General features: G+C 49.0%; 18 protein-coding genes and 1 other RNA gene. 14 read left to right on the top strand and 5 right to left on the bottom strand.

Annotation, left to right across the window (positions count from 1 at the left end; all coding sequences use genetic code 11):
• Positions 1 to 188: 188 nt before the first annotated feature.
• From AC2YIT_RS01735 to AC2YIT_RS01725, 3 genes are read left to right on the top strand one after another with little or no spacing between them, the layout of a single operon-like run.
• A complete protein-coding gene (locus AC2YIT_RS01735; RefSeq protein ID WP_430843058.1) occupies positions 189 to 1,079 on the top strand; it encodes a hypothetical protein in 891 nt (296 codons plus the stop codon).
• 20 nt (positions 1,080 to 1,099) lie between these two features.
• Positions 1,100 to 1,738, top strand: a complete 639-nt coding sequence (locus AC2YIT_RS01730; protein WP_487278043.1) for an ABC transporter ATP-binding protein — start codon at positions 1,100 to 1,102, stop codon at positions 1,736 to 1,738.
• Positions 1,735 to 2,808: a hypothetical protein gene (locus tag AC2YIT_RS01725; protein WP_487278042.1), complete on the top strand. Its 1,074-nt coding sequence runs from the start codon at positions 1,735 to 1,737 to the stop codon at positions 2,806 to 2,808. Before AC2YIT_RS01730 ends, AC2YIT_RS01725 begins: the two co-directional genes overlap by 4 nt.
• A gap of 251 nt (positions 2,809 to 3,059) precedes the next feature.
• On the opposite strand, the gene AC2YIT_RS01720 is transcribed toward AC2YIT_RS01725, so the two are convergent.
• Together AC2YIT_RS01720 and yiaA are read right to left on the bottom strand one after the other, a co-directional pair.
• Complete coding sequence (locus AC2YIT_RS01720) at positions 3,060 to 3,770, bottom strand: SDR family oxidoreductase (RefSeq protein ID WP_487278041.1); 711 nt, start codon at positions 3,768 to 3,770, stop codon at positions 3,060 to 3,062.
• Positions 3,771 to 3,815: 45 nt separating this feature from the next.
• Entirely contained in the window at positions 3,816 to 4,250 is a 435-nt protein-coding gene (gene yiaA / locus AC2YIT_RS01715) for an inner membrane protein YiaA (RefSeq protein WP_223403476.1), read from the bottom strand.
• A gap of 150 nt (positions 4,251 to 4,400) precedes the next feature.
• Here yiaA and fabG point away from each other — a divergent pair, with 150 nt between their 5' ends.
• The 10 genes from fabG to trmD all read left to right on the top strand — a co-directional run bounded on the left by fabG (position 4,401) and on the right by trmD (position 14,862).
• Entirely contained in the window at positions 4,401 to 5,147 is a 747-nt protein-coding gene (gene fabG, locus AC2YIT_RS01710) for a 3-oxoacyl-[acyl-carrier-protein] reductase (protein ID WP_223403474.1), read from the top strand.
• Between the two features lie 74 nt (positions 5,148 to 5,221).
• Entirely contained in the window at positions 5,222 to 7,294 is a 2,073-nt protein-coding gene (locus tag AC2YIT_RS01705) for a VWA domain-containing protein (protein WP_487278040.1), read from the top strand.
• 22 nt (positions 7,295 to 7,316) lie between these two features.
• Complete coding sequence (locus tag AC2YIT_RS01700) at positions 7,317 to 8,255, top strand: DUF2279 domain-containing protein (protein ID WP_487278039.1); 939 nt, start codon at positions 7,317 to 7,319, stop codon at positions 8,253 to 8,255.
• Positions 8,256 to 8,308: 53 nt separating this feature from the next.
• On the top strand, positions 8,309 to 9,292 hold the full coding sequence (locus AC2YIT_RS01695) for a Smr/MutS family protein (RefSeq protein ID WP_487278038.1): 984 nt from the start codon (positions 8,309 to 8,311) through the stop codon (positions 9,290 to 9,292).
• A gap of 94 nt (positions 9,293 to 9,386) precedes the next feature.
• Positions 9,387 to 10,727 carry a DUF4403 family protein gene (locus AC2YIT_RS01690; RefSeq protein WP_487278037.1) on the top strand — a complete coding sequence of 447 codons (1,341 nt, stop codon included), beginning with the start codon at positions 9,387 to 9,389 and terminating at the stop codon, positions 10,725 to 10,727.
• Between the two features lie 108 nt (positions 10,728 to 10,835).
• Positions 10,836 to 11,244: RNase P RNA component class A (gene rnpB, locus AC2YIT_RS01685), an RNA gene on the top strand.
• A gap of 62 nt (positions 11,245 to 11,306) precedes the next feature.
• Positions 11,307 to 12,815, top strand: a complete 1,509-nt coding sequence (locus tag AC2YIT_RS01680) for an OmpA family protein (RefSeq protein ID WP_430843074.1) — start codon at positions 11,307 to 11,309, stop codon at positions 12,813 to 12,815.
• 165 nt (positions 12,816 to 12,980) lie between these two features.
• Positions 12,981 to 13,547 (top strand): 30S ribosomal protein S16, encoded by a 567-nt coding sequence (locus AC2YIT_RS01675; protein WP_487278036.1) that lies wholly within the window; start codon positions 12,981 to 12,983, stop codon positions 13,545 to 13,547.
• A 90-nt stretch (positions 13,548 to 13,637) separates the two neighbouring features.
• Positions 13,638 to 14,198: a ribosome maturation factor RimM gene (gene rimM, locus AC2YIT_RS01670; RefSeq protein WP_487278035.1), complete on the top strand. Its 561-nt coding sequence runs from the start codon at positions 13,638 to 13,640 to the stop codon at positions 14,196 to 14,198.
• Positions 14,188 to 14,862 (top strand): tRNA (guanosine(37)-N1)-methyltransferase TrmD, encoded by a 675-nt coding sequence (gene trmD / locus AC2YIT_RS01665; protein ID WP_430843801.1) that lies wholly within the window; start codon positions 14,188 to 14,190, stop codon positions 14,860 to 14,862. Before rimM ends, trmD begins: the two co-directional genes overlap by 11 nt.
• A gap of 34 nt (positions 14,863 to 14,896) precedes the next feature.
• Here the strand turns inward: trmD and AC2YIT_RS01660 are convergent, their stop codons facing one another.
• Together AC2YIT_RS01660 and AC2YIT_RS01655 are read right to left on the bottom strand one after the other, a co-directional pair.
• Positions 14,897 to 15,340 (bottom strand): GNAT family N-acetyltransferase, encoded by a 444-nt coding sequence (locus tag AC2YIT_RS01660; protein WP_430843080.1) that lies wholly within the window; start codon positions 15,338 to 15,340, stop codon positions 14,897 to 14,899.
• Positions 15,341 to 15,390: 50 nt separating this feature from the next.
• Positions 15,391 to 16,422 carry an RluA family pseudouridine synthase gene (locus AC2YIT_RS01655; RefSeq protein WP_487278034.1) on the bottom strand — a complete coding sequence of 344 codons (1,032 nt, stop codon included), beginning with the start codon at positions 16,420 to 16,422 and terminating at the stop codon, positions 15,391 to 15,393.
• A gap of 38 nt (positions 16,423 to 16,460) precedes the next feature.
• On the opposite strand from AC2YIT_RS01655, the gene AC2YIT_RS01650 reads away from it, so the two are divergent.
• A complete protein-coding gene (locus tag AC2YIT_RS01650; protein ID WP_487278033.1) occupies positions 16,461 to 17,357 on the top strand; it encodes a 1-aminocyclopropane-1-carboxylate deaminase/D-cysteine desulfhydrase in 897 nt (298 codons plus the stop codon).
• On the opposite strand, the gene AC2YIT_RS01645 is transcribed toward AC2YIT_RS01650, so the two are convergent.
• A complete protein-coding gene (locus AC2YIT_RS01645; RefSeq protein WP_430843086.1) occupies positions 17,347 to 19,620 on the bottom strand; it encodes a monovalent cation:proton antiporter family protein in 2,274 nt (757 codons plus the stop codon). The two genes, AC2YIT_RS01650 and AC2YIT_RS01645, sit on opposite strands and share 11 nt — an antisense overlap.
• Positions 19,621 to 19,654: the final 34 nt, after the last annotated feature.

Here is a 19,654-nt window from a genome sequence, read left to right as displayed (position 1 = left end):
AAAATATGAAATTTCGTATGATCTGTTGGTTGAAGTGTCTTATTTTGAAATATTTGTAGACAGGCGTCTGAAAAGCGGCTGGTTAAGTGGCCTCAATTCACTTACTAATTTTTTCAAACGAAAAACAGATCGTTTCTGATTTAATAGCAACCTTTGGCTATTTATTAAGAAAAAGAAAGACATACACGATGATGAACTCTCCAAAAGCATGTGTGGATGTGGCGATCAACGCCTACGGGAAGCCGTATCAGACGGCCGTTACACTGCTGACGCTCATGAAGCATTCGCATCAATGGATCAATAAAATCTATTTTGTAGAAGAAGCCAAGCAGCCGGAGCCACCGAATTTCAAATTCATTTTTGATCATTTCGGGGATAAGATCGTCTATTACAAACCCAATGTCTGGCTTTGGACTAAAAATGTAAAATTTGATTTCCTGCTGAACTTCAAGCGGTATCGCCACGCAGTACGTTACCAATATGCCTGGGAGAAATCGGACCAGAAATACCTGCTCGTGATTCATAATGATGTGTATTTCAAAAGCGACCTGGTAGGTGAGTATTTGAATGGCATCGGCGACGCATCGGGCATCGGTAGTATCGGGCAGTGCTGGGTATGCCCTGCGAGAGAAGCCGGGCTTTGTGATTCAGAAAGATATACCGAATATAAGCCGGATTACCAGGAACTGATGCAGTTGGCTGCCAGGTATCCGCAAGCCCGCACAGGCGAGTACAAGCTCGTGGTCGACCGTACCGCGCCATGGCCGTTGCCCGAATGTAGGCTGAATGAGTATGTGGCGATGATCGATCTGGAAAAAACACGTAAGGACACTATGCCTGTTGGCAAAGGAGCCGCATTCGGGGCCTACGACCGCCTGGATGTGGGGGTGAAATGGTTTGCGGATATGAACAATGCAGGGCATCGTTTCAAACATTTTAATTACGACCCGTATGCGACCCACAGCTGGATCAGCTTACAGAATGCCGGCCATAATGCGCTTTTCGACAAGGATCTTTACCGTCACGAAGAGTCAGTAGCACTGCAAGTGTTGAAAGACGAGTTTAATATCGTTCCTTAATATAACGGCCATTCCGCGATATGGTATTGGAAATCAGTCAGCTCACGCAGCGGTATGGCGAACGGGAAATCCTTTCAATCCCCGGTTTTGCAATTGAGAAAGGCATTTACTGGATACAGGGAGAAAACGGCGCGGGGAAGTCGACGCTTTTTCGGACGCTGGCGGGCATGTTGCCATTTGAAGGGAATATCAGGCTTGATAATAAGTACGACCTCAAAAAACACCCGGTCGAGTACCGCCTTCGCCTGAACCTCGGAGAGGCAGAGCCGCTTTATCCTTCGTTTCTAACGCCCGCGGATTTGATCGCCTTCGTGGCCGAAGCACAGCGCGCGTCCCGCGGGCAAAGCGACAAACTCATTGAAGCATTCGGCATTAATTATCTCCAAAACCCGTTCGGCAGTTGTTCGAGTGGGATGGTGAAAAAGGTATCCCTGTTGCTGGCATTCCTGGGCGATCCATCGCTCATTATCCTCGACGAACCGCTCATTACGATCGACCGCGAAGCCCGCGAAGTGCTTTTCGAACTGATCAAAGAATACCATCATAACGGTGTAACGTTTCTGCTATCGTCGCACCAGCTTTTTGAGCAGGAGGGGCTACATGTTTCCCGGAGTTTTCGGTTGAAGAACAAAACACTGGTAGCTGCGGATGCGCTATGAAAATGCTGCTGCTCTCCACGGTTTCGGCGTTTTTCAGACAGCGGGCCGGAATGTTTCTGGTGTTGCTCGGTGTACTTTTCGGGTTTCTGAGCGCCAATGAGCATCATGCATTCGCGGTATTTTTTCTGACAGGTACCTATGGAATGCTCAGTCTTTTTGTGATCTGGCTGGGTTATAGTTTGTTGTGTGTCCAGTTCCTGGTTAATACCTGGAAGCTGCCGGAATATACCTTCATCTATCACGCGCGTACCTGGCCTGCGATCGTACGTACGCGAAGGTTTGCAGGCCAGGCATTGGGTCTTCTTCAACCCATTCTTTATTACGGGGCTTACCTGCTCGTCATCGCTATTCAGGACAAGCTACTGGCACGCCTCTGGCCGGTTATTCCTTTTTATTTTGTATTAATACTCGTTCTTACCCTAACTGCCGAATGGCGCGTTCGGAAGCCGGTTTTGTATGTGCCGGTTAAAGGTAAAAGCATTATCAAATGGCCATTCCCACGTCCATCGTCATGGCTTTATTGGTCGATGGAATGGCTCGTACGGGAACGTGGGATTACCTTATTAGTAGGTAAAATGGGTGCAATGCTGGTGGCGGCGGGAACAATGCTCTATTACAGCACTGGTGAATACGACATTCGCATGCCGGCCGTGGGAATGTCACTGGCTTATTTACTCAATCTGGGGCTTTCATTGGAGTTGTATCAATGGGAAGCTGAAATCTGGCTTTGGGGCCGGTCGTTACCTGTGCCGGTCTGGAGGCGTTGGGGTAGGGTAGTGGCAGCGCATTTGGTGCTGATCGTCCCCGAAACGGTGGTGATGCTTCGTAGTGGCGCCCTCGGCTTTGCGGAGGTGGCACAGTTGTACCTGCTGGGCTTAACGATCCTCATAGTTTCCCACCTATATTTTTATAAAAGAGCAGGGCTGCCGGAGAATGCCATACAAGTCTTCCTGTTTGGTTTTGTAGGCCTTACCTTGCTGATTTTGTACAAAGTTCCACTGCTGCTGCTGGCGGCTTGTGGGTTGATGTTCTCACTTTATGCATCCTGGTCCAGGAGTAGTCGGAAGTAGTCAGATGTGATCAGGCATTGCCAGGTGTGGTCAGGTGTTGTCAGGTGTAGTCAGGTGTAGTCAGATGTAGTCAGATGTAGTCAAGTGTAGTCAGTAGTCAAGTGTTGTCAGGTGTAGTCATTTATCGTCAGCATGGTCAAGTTCTCCTCTCTATATTTTACAATATTCTACTACCAATGACAATTCCTGACTATCAATGACCACACCTGACAACACTTGACTACACCTGACCAAAAATTCCGACGACGGGTTTATTTCGGTGTCGTAGGCCGTACCTCGATTTTGCTAGGCAGCGTTCGCGCCGGCATTTTGATGAGGTCGGATACGATCTGGCCGATGTCTTCGGGCTGGATTTTCCAGGCGTCTTTATCGGATGGCTCGTGGTTGTTGAACTCCGTCGCGACGGAACCCGGCATGATGGTCGTTACTTTCACGCCCGCATTGCGTACGTCGAGCATCATGGCTTGTGAGAAGCCTACCAAACCGAACTTGCTGGCATTGTAGGCAGTACCATTCGCAAAGAAGTTGGTGCCCGCTAGGCTGGCAATATTGATAAAATACCCTTTGGACTCCGTCAGTGCTGCGATGGATGCTTTTGCGCTGAAAAACACGCCGGTGAGGTTAATATCGATGGTTTCCTGCCACAATTCAGCGCTAAGCTCCTGGATTGGTGCGAAATGGCCGACGCCGGCGTTGGCGATAAAGTAATCGAGCCGGCCCCATTGGCTGAGTACGGTTTGTACTGCCTTTTCTTGCGAAGCCAGATTTCTGACGTCGGATTCGATGGCTAATGCGTAACCCTCGCGGATTTTGTTCAACGCCTTTGCCGCTTCGTCGGCATTCTGCTGCGACCGGCTTGTAATTGCGACACGGATGCCGTCGCGGATGAGCGCTTCGGCAATGCCGTATCCTATTCCCTTTGAACCACCTGTGATCAGGGCTGTTTTTATTATTTCTGCCATTACCTGAATTTAGTTTCAAAAATTAAATGTAACGGCTTAACAGTATCAATGATCAGAAGGTTTGGAAAATGAGCTACCGGTTTCGAAAATCTGTGAATCACGGGTGTTTTTCTGAACCGCAATGGCGCCGAAAATGCCTAGCAGGAAGGCGAATGCGTAGAAGCCCTTTTCGCTGGGAAGCAGTGTCGCATTCCAGAGGCCGACGACAAGCAGCACAATGGCGAGAATCGTCGAAAACCAGGCGATACCGTAATAAATGCCGGTCACCGGGACACCCTCCAAACGGTCGCGAACGCTCTTCTGGACCGATACTGCGGCAAAAAGCCCGTACATCAATACCGTAAAATAATATCCCTTTTCGCTCAGCAGCATTTCCGAGCGCCAGAGGCCGATGATGAAGCCTGCCATTCCCACGCCCAATGCGATCCACGATGCGGCAATGAAGGCTCCTGATGTTTTCTGGACATTTGTAGTGTTCATGTTAGTGTAAGTTAAATGGTTGGAGAAGGTTTTTTGCCTGAATATTACATCATTTTGTAATAAAGTACCATAGGTCGTTTATTTGCCGGTCTCTGCCCAATATCCTATTTTTGCCGGCAGTATACATTTTGACAGATTCTAATCCTATTTATGAAGTTAGTAGCAAATAAAGTTGCATTGGTAACAGGAGCTTCGCGGGGTATCGGACGTTCGATCGCGCTGCGCCTGGCTCAGGAAGGTGCTGATGTCGCGTTTACATATCTGTCCAGCGTCGAAAAAGGCGAGGCTTTGGCCAAAGAGCTGGAAGCGTTCGGCGTGAAAGCGAAAGGCTACCGCTCGGATGCATCCGATTTTCAGGCTGCGGACCAGCTCGTTACCGACGTTATCGCCGATTTCGGCAAGCTCGATGTGCTCATCAACAACGCAGGCGTTACCCGTGACGGGCTCCTCATGCGTATGAGCGAAGAGCAATGGGACACGGTGGTGAACATCAACCTGAAATCGGTTTTTAACCTTACCAAAGCCGCTACGAAATCCATGATCCGTGCGAAAAGCGGGTCGATCATCAATATCACATCGGTAGTAGGTATACGCGGTAATGCAGGGCAGTCGAACTACGCTGCTTCGAAGGCGGGTATCATCGGTTTTACCAAATCCATTGCATTGGAATTGGGTTCCAGAAATATCCGCTCGAATGCCGTAGCGCCAGGCTTTATCGAAACCGAAATGACCGATGCAGTAGATGCGAAGGCGGTGGAAGACTGGAAACAGTCGATCCCGATGAAGCGCGGAGGCCAGCCCGAAGAAGTGGCTGACGCCTGCGTGTTCCTTGCTTCCGACATGTCGCGCTATATCACCGGCCAGGTAATCCAGGTCGACGGTGGTATGTTAACATAGAGTCTTTCTTCGTTAGTAAATAGCTGGCGGTTTCATTGTATATTGTAACGTCGCCAGCTATTGAATTCCAATCCATGCGGTCAGAGCTCATATTCCAAACCCCTTACTGGTTCATCATTTTCTGCGTGCTCGCGGGCCTGGCCTATGCCTGGCTGCTGTATCAGCCGCAAGCGGCCTGGGGTAAGAAACTGAACTATGCGCTGGCAGCTGTGCGTGGAATTGCGGTGGCATTGATCTGCTTCCTGCTGCTGAGTCCGCTGGTGCGGCGCACGCAAACTTCGGTCGACAAGGCCAAGATCGTTTTCGCGATTGACAACTCCGAATCTGTTGGTAAGTACGGGCCGGCCGCGATGGAGCAGGTGAGGGCCGCTGTTCGCGAGCTGAACGATTCCGGCTTCGAGGTAAGCATTGAATCGCTTGGCGGCACCGAGAACAATGCAGATTCCCTTGCATTTAATCAAAACAAAACCAACCTGGCGGGACTGCTACAAACGGTCCGCACGAATTTCGAAGGCCGCAACCTGACGGACGTGGTATTGCTTTCGGATGGTATCGTGAACCAGGGCGTATCACCGACCTATAACCGTTATCCGTTCAGAGTCAATACGCTGGCGGTGGGAGACTCGGTGCCGAAGCTGGATATCCGGGTGAAAGACGTCGTTAGTAACCGCATCGCATATTTGGGTAATGAGTTCCCTTTGCGGGCCGAGATCGCAGCAAACGGGTTGCAGGGCAAAAGTACCACGGTGACTCTGAAACAAAATGGCCGCGTGATTCAAAGCCAGCCGGTTGTCATCGACCGTGCGGATTATTTCAAAGCATTTGATTTCAAGACATCTTCTGCACAAAAGGGCGTTCAGCATTATACCATTGAGTTGGGTGCAGTTTCAGGAGAAACTTCCGGCAGGAACAACCGGAAGGACGTTTATATTGACATTATCGATGGCCGGCAAAAGATACTACTCATGGCGCTTGCGCCGCACCCCGATATTAAAAGTATCCGGAGTGTGATCGAGGCGAATGATAACTATGAGCTGGATATCAATATTCTGTCCATTGCTAATAATCCACCGGCCAGTACAAAGCCTTACGACCTGGTGATCCTGCATCAGATTCCTAATGTACTCGGATTGGGTAATGCGCAGGTCCGCAAGTTTCTGGATGCTAAAATGCCTTTGTTTTTCATTTTGGGAAATCAATCGGCGGTGCCGCTGGTCAGCTCGCTGAACCGGTCGCTGTTTATCAATGCTTCCGCAAATAACCAGATCGATAAGGTCACGGCACGGTTTAATCCTTCGTTTACTCAGCTGAACCTGGATGCAGAGAGCCTGAAATTATTGGAACGCCTTCCTCCGCTTTCGGTGCCTTTCGGCGAATACAATGTGTCGTCGGGTACTGAAACCATATTATACCAGAAAGTAGGAACGCTCAATACCAACAAACCACTTCTGGTTTTAAATACCAATGGAGACCCAAAAACGGCCGTATTGGCGGGAGAGGGGATCTGGCAATGGCGGCAGGAGGAATTTGCCCAAACCAGCAAACAGGAAGTAGTGGATAACCTGTTTCAGAAACTGATCCAGGTGCTTTCGGTGAAGGAAGACCGCCGGAAATTCCGTGTATATCCGATCAGCAACGAGTTTGAAGCAGGCGAGCAGGTGGCATTTCAGACAGAGGTTTACAACGACATTTACGAGCCGATTTTCGGTCAGGAGGTAAAACTGGAAGTGGTGGATGAAAAGGGCAAAAGCAAGCAATTCACGTACACACATACGAAGGAAACACCCCGGTTTAATGTGAGCGGGCTGGCGGACGGCGTTTACCGGTATGCGGCTTCCACCACTTTGAAAGGAAAGCAGGAAAATGTATCAGGGCAGTTTGTGATCCGTAACGCGGATCTTGAGCTGAGCAATACGACGGCGGATTTCGGAATGCTCCGCGATCTCGCGCGACGGTCGGGCGGCACATTTATGACGCCTGCATTACTGCAACAATTTATTCAAAAACTTAAAACTGACCGCCCGGCCGACAGGCTGGACAGTACCGAAGATATGGTTGAGCTGATCTATCTGAAATGGCTGTTCTTCCTGCTTGTAGTGTTGCTGGGCGCAGAATGGGGGTTGAGAAAATACCATGGCGGTTATTGATCTCTGCTCCCGATATGATCGAATGCGCTTTACTCTTTATTGCTTACTAATTGGCCTGTTGGCCGGAGTGCCGTCTCCTGCGTACGCACAGGTACCCGTGCCGCCCGCCGATACGATCGCCCGGGACACGACTGTCCGGGAAAATGGGCCTGTCGTGCGGCCCAATTATAAACTGCTCCGCGGTATTTTTGCGGCCCAATCGGGTATTTATCTGGGAACGCTTTATGGGCTTAGCAAGTCATGGTACAAGAACCCGCTGACGAAGTTCACCATCCAGGACGATAGTCACGAGTGGCTGCAAATGGACAAAATGGGGCACCTTTACACATCGTACCAGATTGCCCGGCACACGGCGGCGTTGTACAAAAAGACGGGTATTTCGAAAAGGCAGATGCTTGTTTACGGCGCCATTTCCGGAGTGATTTTTCAGACACCGATTGAAATCCTGGACGGCTTCTCGCCGGACTATGGTTTTTCTCCCGGCGACATGATCGCGAACATGACGGGTTCGGTGCTGTATCTCGGGCAGGTGGCATTGTGGGACGAGGTACGTATTCAGCCTAAGTTCTCATTTCATTATACTTCGCTGGCGCACGTGCGTCCGGAACTGCTCGGGAGTAGCTGGTCGGAGCGCTGGCTGAAAGATTACAATGGTCAAACCTACTGGTTCTCTGCCAGCCCGAAATCATTTTTCAAAGGCTCCAATTGGCCAGCCTGGCTTTGTTTCTCAGTAGGTTATGGTATCCAGAATATGGTTTCGGCCCAGAAAGACGTAAGTATCGAAATGGGTTACAGACCTTACCGGCAATATTATTTGTCACTGGATATCGATCTCACGAAGATCAAAACCCGGAACAAGTTTGTTAAGACGCTGGGTTTTCTGGCCAATTCCCTGAAAATCCCGGCGCCAGCGTTGCAGTTTAGCAGCAAGGGTGTCGGTTTTAAGCCGTTTTATTTTTAAAAATATTGTTTGAACCCCCAAACTGTTCAGACGACGAAAAAGCAACATTTACTATGAATATCGGAGATAAAGTACGACTGGTTCACGGCAGGGAAGAGGGCGTTATTTACGCTTTTTTGCCTGGTAACGTGGTTGAAATCGAAATTGAGGACGGATTTCGTATTCCTGTCCTGAGAAATGAAATTGTTACTATTTCGCCCGTGGAATCACAGCGGATGGTGAAACCCGAAGAAGTGAAAGCGGTGGCCGCCCGCGCGGATGTGATCGTTCCACGCAATGCACCCTTTGCGGAAAAAGGTATTTACCTGGCATTCATTTCCGTGAACGACCGCACGTTAAGTGTACATGTCATTAATAATACTGACTGGATATTGCCATTCACAGCCGTAGCCGCTTCTGAATCGGTGAACAAGGGGTTGGCTGCCGGGGTGCTGCAACCACGGACCTCGCAAAAGCTGACCGAAGTGGAAATGAAGGATTTCGAATCCTGGCCGGTGTTCGATATCCATGCATTGTATTTCCGCGAGGGCAATTACCAGTTGCCTGTTGCATTGAACAAGCGCATCCGTTGCCGCGCGCAGTCGTTTTATAAAAACAAAGGCAAGGTGCCTGTGTTGGGAAAAGAAGGGTTTGTATATCAACTTGATGAGGAGAACCTGAAACGTGAAACTCCCGGCATTTCGGAGGATGTTGCGGGCGAAATCAAGGCGAGAATGCTGGGACAGGCCGCCCCCGAGCAGAACAGCCTTCCTAAACCGGAGCAGGTGATTGATTTGCATATCGAAAAATTGGTCAACAATCATAAAAGCCTGTCCAGCGATGCAATCCTGAAAAAGCAGCTGGATGTTTTCGAGAGTAGCCTGGAATCGGCCATTGCCAATGGAATGGAGGAAATTACGTTTATACATGGCGCAGGCAGCGGAGCTCTGAAAAACGAGCTGCACCGCAGGCTGGGCAGGAACCAGCATGTGCAATTTTTTAAAGATGCATTAAAAGAGAAATTCGGATACGGTGCAACCCTCGTCAAAATCAAGTAAAGTATACGTCAGGCGCGGTTATTTTCTGGTAATCGTGTTGGCAGCCGTCGTTTTTTGGAGCTGCGGTTCTAAGAAAACCTCCCCTAAGGCCCCTATGGAAGAATACAAATATTCGGATAAGGAGATCCAGAACGAGAAGCATTTGTCGGTACTGAATGTGCCGGTCGAGATTCCGGTAGCGGAAATCGAAAAGCAGATCAACAACCAGATCAAGGGGGTGATCTACGATGATACCAGTTACGAGGATGAAGGTAACGACAATCTGAAAGCGAAGGTCTGGAAGATCAGCCCGATCAAGGTTGTGGCGATTGATTCGTCGTTCCTTTTTGAAGTTCCACTGAAGATCTGGGTAAGCGCCGGGTACAAGATTAGTCCGTTGGGTGTGACGATGTCGGGTTACAAGGATACCGAGTTCTCGATCCGCATCCGGCTGATCTCTAAAATAGGTATTATGCCGTCGTGGCAGATCAAATCGGAGACTTATGTCGATAGTTATGACTGGATCAGCGAACCGAACATCCGCGTGGCGGGCATCAATATTCCTATTAAAGGCATGGTGAGCCGGATGCTCAATAAGAATTTTGAGAAGATCACCGACGCGATCGACGAACAGGTGGCTTCGAACCTAGAACTGAAAAAGAATGCGGAGCTGGCCTGGAATATTGCGCGTCAGCCTGTGATGCTTGCGAAGGAATATGATACCTGGCTGGTAGTCAGGCCCACTGGTGTGGAAATGACGCCGCTGCTTGCGAAAAACAATGTTCTCCATTCGATCATTGGTATTAAAGGGTATACCCAAACTATTACGTCGGCTGTAAAACCGGCCGTGGCTCCTATGCAGAAGTTGCCGGACCTGAAGATCGTCGATAAGGTTCAGGATGATTTCAAGATCGGATTGATTAGCCTCGTGTCTTACGAAGACGCTGCCAGGCTGGCTACCAAACAGTTTGCCGGGGAGAAATTCTCGTTTTTAGGAGGGAAATATCATGTAGAGGTTACTTCCATTGAAATGTACGGACAGAACGACCGGCTGGTGATCAAGGCCGGGTTGAAAGGCAGTATTAGCGGCGATATTTATCTAAAGGGAGTCCCTTACTATGACCCCGCAACGCAGCAGCTGTCACTCAAAAGCCTTGATTACGACCTGGATACCAAAAATTCGATCGTCCGGACGGCGGGTTGGCTTCTGCAGGGGCAGTTCAGCAGGATGATGGAAAAGCGGATGGTGTTCCCGGTCGGAGGCCAGATTGCCGACGCAAAAAACACGATTCAGAAAATGCTCGCCAACTATAAAGTCACCGAAGGGGTAGTTGTAAAAGGAATACTTTCCGATATTGTACCCGATAAGGTTTACCTTACTCCGAAACATCTTTATTCTGTTGTATTTGCGACCGGGAGAGTAAATTTGAAAGTCGACGGATTGAAGGGAATCTGATCAAAAATTTGTACAATATTCAGCATAAGTGCCATATTTTTTTACTTTTTATGGTATATTGACTGCTGATCGAAAGAAAGTATTTCTTAGCTTTGTGGTCAGAGGAAAGGTCTAAGCTGTCCTGCCGCTGCGGTTTTTTAACCGGGGAGGAAAGTCCGGGCAGCGCAGAGTGCCGTACTTCCTAACAGGAAGGCAGCGAACTGGTGACGGTTCGTTGACAGCAAGTGCCGCAGAAAAGATACCGCCCTGGCATATTTTTTGTATGCCTCGGTAAGGGTGAAAAGGTGGAGTAAGAGCCCACCGGTTTCCTGGTGACAGGGAATGCATGGTAAACCTTACGGGCTGAAAGATCAAATAGGTGTTGGTTCACGGGGCTACTCGTCCCTGTCCCCTCGGGGCGCCGACACGGGTAGATCGTTAGAGATTTCGGGTGACCGGAATCCTGGATAAATGGCAGGAGCAGAGATCGGGTAACCGGTCGAAGTCACAGAACCCGGCTTACAGGCTTTGGCCTTTTTTCTGATTTTTGAATTTATGTATAATGCTATATTGAATTGAATCACATAACGCGTGTTTCCCATGAAGAAAAAGAATCTTTACGTTGCTTTGCTTTGTTCTACCCTCCTGAGCTACAATACGAAGGCTCAAAACCGCACCTATGAAGGACCAAATAAAATGAATACTTGGTCAATCACAGGTTACGGAGGTATTACAAAATTCTTCGGAGATTTGACCCAGTATAATGGCTTCAAGCGTGGAGACCGGGAAGAGCTAACAGGCGCGTGGGGGCTTTCATTAAACAAGCAGCTCACTCCTCTGTTCGGTATCCAGCTGACGGGCGTTAACGGTCGTCTGCAAGGCGCTAAGGATAACCATTACAGCTCATTGAGCGGTGATACTTACAGCGCCACTTTCAATAGCCCGTCGTTTGTTCAACTGACTTTGGATGGTACATTGAACGTGAATCGTTTGCTACTTGGCTACAATAAGTTCCGTCGCTGGAAATTGGATGCGCATTTGGGAGGAGGAATCATCTATTACCATACCGACGTCGATTATACTAATGTTACGAAGGGAATCGATGGTAATTTTTCAACCAATACAGATGCCAGTTCAAAAACAGCCGGTAAATGGGAACGCAACGGATCCACTTACACACGCGAATGGGTAGTACCGGTAGGTTTCGCCTTGCATTACGAATTGTCATCACGGTTTGACCTTGGTATCGATTACACTCACAACTTTGTAAATACCGAGAAACTGGATGCAACCGTAGGCGATTTGAGTGACTATGTTTCGCAGCAAGGGATCTGGACATTCGCCAAAGGTGATTCAAGAAACGATGCTTACGGATTTGTTTCCCTCGCATTAACTTATAAGTTAGGTAAAAACGCTGTAAGAGCGAAAGACGGAAAATACGATGCTGCCGCAGGTCGTTACCACCTGCGTTGGGCTAATCCTCAGCAGCTGATTCCGGTACCTTACAACCCGACTATGAACGATGCGGACTCCATCGCAAAAGCTAACATGCCTAAGCCGGTTGATCCACGTCTTTATACTGACTCTGACGGTGATGGCGTGGCCGACCTGTTCGATAAAGAAGCGAATACCCCAGCGGGTAGCATTGTTTCCGGTGGTGGTGTAGCATTGGATATCGACAAAATCATCCGCGATGCTATCAAAAATAACCTGCCGAAAGACGAATGCGAGGCGTTGTTCAGCAACATCGAATTCGATACCGATAAAGCGATTATCCGCAATGCTTCGAAAGAAACACTCAGCAAAGTGGTTGAACTGCTGAACATGCGTACCAATTGCCGCATCGTACTCGTGGGGCACACCGATGCCCGTGCTTCGGATAGCTACAACGTATCCCTGTCGCGTCGCCGTGTGGATGCAGCGAAACGCTTCCTGGTTCGCGCTGGTTTGACAGATCCTAGCCGTATCATCACTGAGTACTACGGTGAATATCGTCCGATCGCAGAAAACACAACAGTGGAAGGTCTTCAATCTAACCGTCGCGTAGAGATCAAGATCCTGCCTAACAATACAATCCGCTCTACTTATCCGGCTGGTTTCCGTCGCTAGTAGTTGCACTAACACACCGAAAGGGGGACGAGAAATTGTCTCCCTTTTTTTATTCGTATCTTTGCACCCTGTTAATTACGAAAATGACTTATTATTTATAAGTTATTTTTGTACCTTTGCACCCTGTTTAATTACGGGACGAGTTCCCAAAATTCAAATTCACAAATGGCAGTTAAAATCAGATTAGCGCGTCGGGGACGCAAAAAGAAAGCGATCTATGATATCGTAGTCGCAGATGCCAGAGCACCACGTGATGGTCGCTTCATCGAAAAACTGGGTATTTACAACCCGGGTACTAACCCTGCTTCCATCGTTTTGGAATCAGACAAAGCAGTTGACTGGCTTTTGAAAGGTGCTCAGCCAACTGACACAGCTCGTTCGATTTTGCAACACGAAGGTGTATTGCTCCGCAAGCACTTGCAAGTAGGTGTTTTGAAAGGTGCTATCACGCAAGAAGTTGCAGATTCACGTTTCGAAGAGTGGAAAGGCTCTAAAACAGACCGTAAAGCTACTGCTGCCGACACTTTGGCACAGCAGAAAGAGGCTGACAAGAAAGCGAAACTTGACGCAGAGCGCAAAGTTAACGAAGCTCGTGCTGAGGCTATCGCTAAGAAAAACACTCCTCCTGCGGAAGAAGTTGCAACTGAGGAGGCGGCTGATGAAGCTGCTGATGCGACAGATGCAGCAGAAGCTCCGGCAGCCGATGCGCCGGCGGAAGAGTCAGCAGAATAATTTCATGTTACATACATGCTCTATGGGTCTGTCGGTGTTCCGCACAGACTCATATTGTTTTATACAGAACCAAAATTTGAAATCCCGCAAATGACACAGGATAACTGTTATTTATTGGGCTATATCGTACGGACCCACGGCACCGCCGGCAATGTGGTAATTTATCTGGATGTGGATTATCCGGATGATTATGAAGACCTGGAAACGGTTTATATTGAGATCAAGGGGGAATTGGTGCCTTATTTTATTGAAGATATCAACCTCCAAAAACAGAGCAATGCAATTGTGACATTCGAGGATGTTGATACCATTGTAAAAGCCCAAGCGCTCGTAGGAAGCTCGCTTTATCTGCCGCTGGAAAATTTGCAGGAACTTGGCGACGACGAGTTCTATTACCACGAAATCAAAGGCTTTAAAGTAGTGGATGAAACAAAAGGTGAGTTGGGCATTGTGCGCGAGGTGTATTCCTTGAATGGGCAGGACCTGATCGCGATGGATTACCAGGGCTCGGAAGTGCTCATCCCGACGGCGAATGATATTGTGATCAAAGCGGATAAGGGAACTAAATCACTGCTGGTGAATTTGCCCGAAGGCTTATTGGAAGTTTATCTCGATAACTCATCAGAAAGCACTCCCGATGATGCGGATTGACATATTGAGCTGTGTTCCCAGCCTGCTCGACAGCTTTTTTGCACATTCGATATTGAAGCGGGCACAGCAGGGCAATCACGTGGAAGTCGTAATCCACGACATCCGCGATTATTCGACCAATAAGCACCGTACAATTGATGATTACGCGTTCGGCGGTGGTGCGGGAATGGTGTTGCAGATCGAGCCGATTGCGCGTTGTATACGTGCATTACAGAGCGAGCGGGCATACGACGAGATCATTTACCTTACCCCTGACGGTGAGCAAATGCAGCAGCGGATGGTGAACCAGCTTTCGCTGAAAGGCAACTTGATGATGCTCTGCGGACATTACAAGGGGGTAGACCAGCGCGTGCGGGACATGTTTGTAACGAAGGAAATCAGCATTGGAGATTATGTGTTATCAGGCGGAGAACTCGCCGCAGCCGTACTTGCCGACGCCATTATCCGCCTTATCCCTGGCGTTTTGAACGACGAAACTTCCGCATTAACGGACTCATTTCAGGATAATCTGCTCGCGCCGCCGGTATATTCGCGTCCCGCGGATTTCGAAGGCCATAAAGTGCCGGAAATTCTGATGTCGGGGCATGAAGCGAAGATTGAGGAGTGGCGCTATGAGCAGTCGCTTAAAAGAACGAAAGAGAGAAGGCCGGACCTGTTGCAATAACGGGCCGGCCAACCTTTATAAACAGCTTCGATCCTTAAAAATCCAGGTTACAGTTGATCCATTCATTGTCGAAATTGGTGCCGTATTTGCGATAAAAATTAACCGCGGACGTGTTCCAATCGAGCACCTGCCACATCATTCCCGTACAGCCTACATTCTTTGCAGCTACAACCGTAGCGTCGAAAAGGATTTTGCCAATCCCATTGCCGCGCATCGATTCGGTTACGATAATATCCTCCATGTAAAGTCGTTTTCCCTTCCAGGTGGAGTAACGAAAGTAGTAAAGACAAAGCCCGATGATCTTTGAATCCACTTCGGCAACGAAGAAATCGAAGAGCTTTTCGTTGTAATCACGGGTCATTTTGTCGACATTATTGGTTACCTGGTTTAGTGCCCGTTCGTATATCGCAAGCTCCTTCACCAATTCAAAAATTGCGGGTATATCCTCTGCTGTTCCCTGCCTGGTCGAAATATTCATGTTAGTGGTTTATTGATTAGAAAGGTTAAGAATCCAGAATATACTATTTCCTACTGAGAGTTTACATAGTTTTCCCACTTTTCGAGGACTGCCCGGAAGTTTTCAGGCAATTCCGTATCGAATTGGATCCATTGGCGGGTAGTAGGATGGATGAACCCGAGCGATTTCGCGTGCAGCGCCTGTCCGGGAATGAGGCTGAAACCGTTCTCCACCATCGCTTTATAACTTCCGCTCGACACGCCCCTCAGGATTTTGTCTCCCCCGTACATCGGGTCGTTAAAGATAGGATGGCCGATATGCTTCATGTGTGCACGGATCTGGTGCGTGCGGCCGGTTTCAAGATTGCATTTGATCATCGAAACATAGCGAAGCGGTTTGATTACTTCGTAATGCGTCACCGCGTGTTTGCCCTGGCTGCCATCCACGTATACGTCCATTACGCGCCTGTCGCGCGCGCTGCGCCCGATGTGGCCCGTAACCGTACCTTTTTCGGCTTTGGGTTCGCCCCATATTAATGCGTGATAGGTACGTTCTATCGAATGATCGGCAAACTGGCTGGCGAGGAAAGTCATCGCGAATTCGGTTTTGGCGATGACGAGCAATCCGGAGGTATCTTTATCGATGCGGTGCACCAGTCCTGGTCGGCCTTCGCCGTTTCTGCCGGTTGGAAGTTGTTGGAAGTGATACACCAATCCGTTGATCAGGGTGCCGGTCCAGTTGCCATAAGCCGGGTGAACGACCATTCCTGCGGGCTTATTAATGATCATCAGCACGTCGTCCTCGTACACGATATTCAGCGGAATATTTTCCGGGACGATCTCGGTATCCCGCGGTGGTTCGGGGAGTGAAAGCGTGATCACGTCCAATGGCTTGACCTTGTAACTAGCCTTCGTGGGTTGGCCATTTACCTTTACGGCCTCCGCTTCGATCCCGTTTTGTATTTTTGTCCTGGAAGCGTTGGCTACGTGAAGATTCAGGAATTTATCGAGCCGCATGAGGCTTTGGCCTTTGTCAGCGACAATGCGGTAATGTTCAAATAAATCGTCCTCTTCGGAGGCAATATCAACAAGTTCTACGGACATTCTTTTGGGAGTTACTATTAACAAAATTATCAAAATAAGTGGATTTACTAAGTTCATCGGTACCTACGCCCCTTCAACGACTCGTTAATGCGACCACTGAGAAGGCAGAAGTACGGCTGTATATAAAGCGCGATGACCTCATTCATCCGACTGTTTCGGGCAACAAATGGCGAAAGCTGAAATATAATTTACTCGATGCACGGTCAAGGGGCGCCGGGGCGGTGCTCACCTTTGGCGGTGCGTATTCCAACCATTTGTACGCGACGGCCGCTGCAGGGAATGGGTTGGGTTTGAAAACTATCGGCATTGTCCGTGGCCTGGAACTGGAAGGTAAGGAGAATGAAACCCTTCAGTTTTGCCGGAAGCAAGGAATGCAATTGCATTTTGTATCGCGGGAGGAATACAGGCAAAGGCATTCAGAAGCCTATCTGCTGAATGTTTCCGCCCGTTTTGGGAATCCCTATCTGATTCCTGAGGGCGGCACTACCGAACTCGCATTAAAGGGAGCGGCCGAAATGGTCGACGAAGTGAAGGATGAGTTAGCAGCAATGCCGGATTACATCGCCGCGGCGGCTGGAACAGGCGGCACAGCAGCAGGAATCCTTTCGGCGGGAGCCAGCGTACTTGCATTTTCAGTATTAAGGGGAGGTGATTTTCTCAAAGAAGATATTCATCAACTCCTGAAAGAATATAAGGAGCCCGGAAATCTTACATTGCTGACAGACTATCATTTCGGCGGATATGCGAAATGGAACAGTGAACTGCTTGCTTTTATGCAAGATTTCCGGGCTGAATTTGACGTTCAGTTGGAGCAGGTTTATACCGCGAAAATGTTCTACGGCCTGTTTGACCTTCTGAAAAAGGGCTATTTCAAAGCAGGAACGACGATCGTAGCAGTGCATACCGGCGGTCTGCAAGGCCTTATCAAGGAGTAGCAACTTCTACTTCCTCTTCATTATTAGCCGGTTTATTGGCCATAAACTCCTTGATCAGATCCCGGTCACCGGCGATCCAGAGCACGTCCTGGTTTTCGATGACCATCGACGAATCCGGATTGAGAATACGTTCCCCGTTTCTTTCGAGGCCGACGATCATGCCGTGGGTCATTTCGCGGATCTGGCTCTCCCGGATAGTTTTACCGCGGATATTATGCTGTGTTTTCACTTCAACGCGTTCGAGCACGACATTGTCCTCGTGCGCCATGTACACGTCGCCATTCGTGCTTACCTCGATGTGGCTTCTGAACACGTCCAGTTGGTCGTCTGTACCGATGACCTCGATGCGGTCGCAGGGATAGAGCACTTCCGTTGGTCTTGGTAAATGAATGGTCTTGCTCCCCCGCTCGATCAGCACGACGTTAATCCCGAAGTTTTCCCGGATTTTCAACTCCTGCAAGCTTTTCCCGATCAGATTCGAGTCGGGGCTCACTTCAAGGAATGCGAAGTGTGCGTCCCAGGGAAGGAGAATTCTTTTCGACTTACCACTTCCTTCCAATTGTCGTGCATTGAGGTTTTGCAGGAAACGGTCTTCGATTTTGTGATAAAACTGTTGAAGCCTCTGGTAAAAAATGGCGAAGCCAAGCACCATAATAGCCCCCGCTACAATGAACGCCGTTTGGGTTGAGAAAAACGAATTGAGCAGGAAGGCCATCAGCAAAATCGCTATGACAACTCTTGAAAGTTCAAGTACTAACAACGGCCCTCGGCTGTATTTCCGACTTAGCCAGATCGCCGAATAGGCCTTCCGATTGCCTCTTTTGAAGACCAATGCCCAGAGAAACGGCGAGATCAGGAGGAATGTGATGGCAAAGAGCACAGAGTTGGTCAGGAATGTCTCGGGTACGCGCGTGTGCAGTTGTTGTGCGAGCTGGCGCGAGGATGCGAGGATAATGCCGACCACGACCACCGAGTTCAGGATCACTGTCTGCGCGTAGGATTTTAGGATTTCGTTCCATTGGGTCGTTTGCGCAATGGTCTCCGTACTGGTACTATACCGGTTGAGGTAGAGCCGCCACTTTTCGGGCAAGCGTTTATCCAGCCATTCATACAGAGGTTCGGAGGCCTTCATCATGTAAGGTGTCGCAAATGTCGTAATCACCGAAACTCCGACGGCAATGGGATAGAGAAATCCGCTGGTCACTTTCAGAGAGAGGCCAAGATTTGCAATGATAAACGAAAATTCACCGATCTGGGACAAGCTCATGCCCGATTGCAGCGATTTTTTCAGAGGCTGTCCAGAAATTACCGCACCCAGTGTGACGAATGTCGTTTTTCCGAGCATTACCACGAGTACCAGAATAGCAGTCGGCACTGCGTATTCAAACAGCAGGCCCGGATTGATCAACATTCCAACGGATATGAAAAATACCGCTCCGAACAAGTCTTTAACCGGTTTTAGCAAATGCTCGATCTTTTCCGCGTGGGTGGTTTCCGCCAGGATAGAGCCCATGATGAATGCCCCTAATGCGGCCGAAAAACCCGCTTTCGTGACCAGGAACACCATTCCAAAGCATAATGCGACCGATGTAATGAGCACGCTTTCGTCGTTCATCAGATGCCGGTAGCGCCGCAGCAGTGTAGGGAACACGAAAATGCCCCCCAAAAACCAGATTGTGAGGAAAAAGAAGAGTTTTAAGCTCGATTGGATCAATTCATATCCCGCAAATTGCTGGCTCAGCGATAATGTCGAAAGTAACACCATCAGCAATACGGCGGTAAGGTCTTCGATGACGAGGATACCCATTACGACGCGGGTGAATTTCTGGGTTTTGAGGCCCAGTTCGTCGAATGCACGGAAAATGATGGTGGTGGAGGAAATAGCAATGATACCTCCGAGAAATAGGCTGTCGGTTTTGCTCCATCCGAGCAGCTGGCCGGTAATGAAACCCGTTACGAGCATCATGAATACTTCAAAAAGCCCGGTGATAGCAGCCGTGTTACCGACTTTGACCAGCTTTTTGAAACTGAACTCCAGACCCAGGTTGAAGAGCAGGAAGATTACCCCGATTTCGGCCCAGATCTCGATCGTTTTAATGTCGGTGATGGTCGGAAACAAGTGGAAGTTAGGTCCAACAAGTAACCCGGCCAGAATGTAGCCCAACACGATTGGCTGCTTCAATTTCTTGAAGATTACGGTAATGATACCGGCCATCGTGAGAATGAGCGACAGGTCTATGATTAGTTGCGGAACGTGAGTCATGAAGGGTGGATCGTTGATGGAAAAATTTACTAAG

This window comes from Dyadobacter sp. SRI_021, assembly GCF_057586235.1.
The sequence above is the reverse complement of the archived record's forward strand: the minus strand, read 5'-3'. Positions and strand labels throughout refer to the sequence as shown.

Bases quoted from the DNA above. Each gene is read 5' to 3' on its own strand.
- AC2YIT_RS01735 (WP_430843058.1), top strand. From the start codon at position 189: ATGATGAACTCTCCAAAAGCATGTGTGGATGTGGCGATCAACGCCTAC.
- AC2YIT_RS01730 (WP_487278043.1), top strand. From the start codon at position 1,100: ATGGTATTGGAAATCAGTCAGCTCACGCAGCGGTATGGCGAACGGGAA.
- AC2YIT_RS01725 (WP_487278042.1), top strand. From the start codon at position 1,735: ATGAAAATGCTGCTGCTCTCCACGGTTTCGGCGTTTTTCAGACAGCGG.
- AC2YIT_RS01720 (WP_487278041.1), bottom strand. From the start codon at position 3,770: ATGGCAGAAATAATAAAAACAGCCCTGATCACAGGTGGTTCAAAGGGA.
- yiaA (WP_223403476.1), bottom strand. From the start codon at position 4,250: ATGAACACTACAAATGTCCAGAAAACATCAGGAGCCTTCATTGCCGCA.
- fabG (WP_223403474.1), top strand. From the start codon at position 4,401: ATGAAGTTAGTAGCAAATAAAGTTGCATTGGTAACAGGAGCTTCGCGG.
- AC2YIT_RS01705 (WP_487278040.1), top strand. From the start codon at position 5,222: ATGCGGTCAGAGCTCATATTCCAAACCCCTTACTGGTTCATCATTTTC.
- AC2YIT_RS01700 (WP_487278039.1), top strand. From the start codon at position 7,317: ATGCGCTTTACTCTTTATTGCTTACTAATTGGCCTGTTGGCCGGAGTG.
- AC2YIT_RS01695 (WP_487278038.1), top strand. From the start codon at position 8,309: ATGAATATCGGAGATAAAGTACGACTGGTTCACGGCAGGGAAGAGGGC.
- AC2YIT_RS01690 (WP_487278037.1), top strand. From the start codon at position 9,387: ATGGAAGAATACAAATATTCGGATAAGGAGATCCAGAACGAGAAGCAT.
- AC2YIT_RS01680 (WP_430843074.1), top strand. From the start codon at position 11,307: ATGAAGAAAAAGAATCTTTACGTTGCTTTGCTTTGTTCTACCCTCCTG.
- AC2YIT_RS01675 (WP_487278036.1), top strand. From the start codon at position 12,981: ATGGCAGTTAAAATCAGATTAGCGCGTCGGGGACGCAAAAAGAAAGCG.
- rimM (WP_487278035.1), top strand. From the start codon at position 13,638: ATGACACAGGATAACTGTTATTTATTGGGCTATATCGTACGGACCCAC.
- trmD (WP_430843801.1), top strand. From the start codon at position 14,188: ATGCGGATTGACATATTGAGCTGTGTTCCCAGCCTGCTCGACAGCTTT.
- AC2YIT_RS01660 (WP_430843080.1), bottom strand. From the start codon at position 15,340: ATGAATATTTCGACCAGGCAGGGAACAGCAGAGGATATACCCGCAATT.
- AC2YIT_RS01655 (WP_487278034.1), bottom strand. From the start codon at position 16,422: ATGTCCGTAGAACTTGTTGATATTGCCTCCGAAGAGGACGATTTATTT.
- AC2YIT_RS01645 (WP_430843086.1), bottom strand. From the start codon at position 19,620: ATGACTCACGTTCCGCAACTAATCATAGACCTGTCGCTCATTCTCACG.